Source organism: Streptomyces sp. UH6 (assembly GCF_013421635.1).
Taxonomy (GTDB): domain Bacteria; phylum Actinomycetota; class Actinomycetes; order Streptomycetales; family Streptomycetaceae; genus Streptomyces; species Streptomyces abyssomicinicus.
This window is the reverse complement of sequence record NZ_JACADT010000936.1, coordinates 1-2231: the sequence shown is the minus strand read 5'-3', so window position 1 is coordinate 2231 and position 2231 is coordinate 1. Positions and strand designations below refer to the sequence as shown.

The 2231-nt window shown below is 74.2% G+C and carries 3 protein-coding genes; 2 read left to right on the top strand and 1 reads right to left on the bottom strand.

Translation table 11 applies throughout. The features are described 5' to 3' along the window. On the bottom strand, positions 1–529 hold a 529-nt coding region (locus HW445_RS27755; protein ID WP_180223616.1), incomplete at its 3' end, for a polyprenyl synthetase family protein. A gap of 329 nt (positions 530–858) precedes the next feature. On the opposite strand from HW445_RS27755, the gene HW445_RS27750 reads away from it, so the two are divergent. Continuing rightward, the gene (locus tag HW445_RS27750) at positions 859–1320 is read left to right on the top strand and encodes a phage holin family protein (RefSeq protein ID WP_180223615.1); all 462 of its coding nucleotides are present in this window, start codon (positions 859–861) and stop codon (positions 1318–1320) included. Continuing rightward, the coding region (locus tag HW445_RS27745; RefSeq protein ID WP_180223614.1) for a DUF3618 domain-containing protein at positions 1317–2231 on the top strand (915 nt) is incomplete at its 3' end. The genes HW445_RS27750 and HW445_RS27745, both read left to right, overlap by 4 nt.

Sequence of the window (2231 nt, the reverse complement as noted above, 5' to 3'; positions counted from 1 at the left end):
CCTTCTCGTTGGCCACGTCCACGCTCTGCCCGCGGACCAGGTCGAGCAGGGCGGCCACCAGTTCCCGCACGGCGGCCGCCGCCCGCGCCTGGGGGGTGGCGGCCAGCGCCTGGAGCGCCGCGGCCAGCAGGGCGTCCCCGGTCAGGACGGCCGCGGAGGTGCCGAACACCGACCAGGACGCGGGACGGTGCCTGCGCAGGGCGTCACCGTCCATGACGTCGTCGTGCAGGAGCGTGAAGTCGTGCACCATCTCGACCGCGACGGCGCCGGGGACGGCGGCACCGGGGTCGGCGCCCACCGCCGCGGCGGAGAGCAGGGTCAGTGCCGGACGCACCAGCTTGCCCGCCGCCCGGTCGGTCACCGGCACCCCGTAGGCGTCGCACCAGCCGCGGTGGTAACCGGCCACCCGGCTCTCGGCGGCGGGCAGTGCGGAGACGGCCTCACGCAGGGCGGGGAGCACCAGCTCCTCGACCCAGTCGAGCCGGGGGAATCCGGACACCGTCGCCGGGCCGGTGACGCTTGCGGACATCGTTGCGCTCCTTGTCCCTCGGCCGGCCGGTGTCGACGGCGGCCGGCCGAGGCCGGGTTCATGAGGGGACGGCTCAGTCAACCGGCCCGAGACGAGCGGGCGGGCTCCCGGCGCGCGGGGCCCCCGCGAGGATCACCGCCCCGGGGGAGCGTTACTACGGTGCACCCACCCGACAATCGGCAAGTCGACACACCGTGCGGAAACCTTCCCGCAGCCAAAACGGTACGTAACACATCAAACACGCACGGACAGGTGTGCGATCCGGTGGCCTCGCGGGTACTCGGGGCGTCGCACGGGACCGCCCGGAACCGTCGGGAGGAGTAGCGATCATGACCACACTCGACTTCCACCGCCATCGCTCCAACGGGCACCGCACCGATACCCACGCCGCGCACAAGGGCGCCGACGCCCACGCCTCGGTGGGCCAGCTGGTGCAGCAGGCGTCGCGGCAGCTCACCGATCTGGTGCGGGCCGAGATGCGGCTGGCGCAGACCGAGATGACCCAGAAGGGCAAGCGCTTCGGCGCCGGCGGCGGCATGCTCGCGGGGGCCGGGGTGCTGGGGTTCCTGGCGCTGGCGACGCTGGTGACGGCGGCCGTGGCGGCGATCGCCATGGAGCTGCCGCTCTGGGCGTCGGCGCTGATCATCGCGGGTGCCCTGCTGCTGATCACCGCGGTGATGGCCCTGGTGGGCAGGTCGATGATCCGTAAGGCGACCCCGGCGGCGCCACGCCGCACGATGGCGAGCGTGCGCACCGACGTGGCCGAGATCAAGGAGAGGACCCGGCGATGAGCGACACCCACAGCCACCACCATCACTCCCACAGCCACGAGGGCCCGCACGGCCCCCACTGCGAGGACGAACTCCGCCGGGACGTCGAGGAGATGCGGGAGGACCTGGGTCACACGGTGGAGGAACTGGCCTCGCGCGCCGATGTGAAGGCCCGCGCCCGGACCCGGCTGCGGGAGACCAGGCAGCAGGCGGAGGCCCGGCGGGCCGAGCTGCGGGGGCGCGTCGGGGCGAAGCACCGGGTGCACGGCAGGACGTCCTCCGGTGACGGTCGGGCGGAACCCGTGCCGGCCGACGCGGGCTCCGGCGCCTACCGCGCGGACATGAAGGAGGGGACGAGCCGCCGCAAGCCGCTGATGGTCGCGGGCGGCGCGGCGGTGGCCGCCTGCGCGGTCGGTGTGCTGATGCACAGGAGCGGCCGTTCCCCCATGGGCGGACACTCCATGGGCGGACACTCCATGGCCGGCCGGGCCATGGGCGGGCTCCACAAGGGCGGACACACCATGGGGGGCCGGACCATGGGTGGACACCACATGGCTGGACACCACATGGCTGGACACCGCATGGCCAGGCACCGCATGGGCGGACACGGCATGGGCGGACACGGCATGGGTGGACACGGCACGGCCGGACACCGGATGGGCGCGAGCGCGGTGAAGTCCCTGGAGTCCGTGCGGGCCGTGCACCTCACGCACCCCATGGGTTCCCCGAAGGGCGGGTCCCTGTTCGGCGGCCACTCGGCCACCGGCGGCGGCCTGCCGCACCTGCGCGGTGGTCACCGCGGGGCGCCCGGCGGCTCCGTGCTGCGCGGCATGGCTCTCGAGAAGGGCGCCGCCATGGTGGGCGGCGCTCCGGTGCTGGGCGCGAAGGTCATGGGCCAGGGGGTCCGCAAGGGCGGCGCCCTGATGCAGGCC

Excerpts from the sequence above, each read along its gene's own strand:
- HW445_RS27750 (WP_180223615.1), top strand. The coding sequence starts at position 859 with ATGACCACACTCGACTTCCACCGCCATCGCTCCAACGGGCACCGCACC.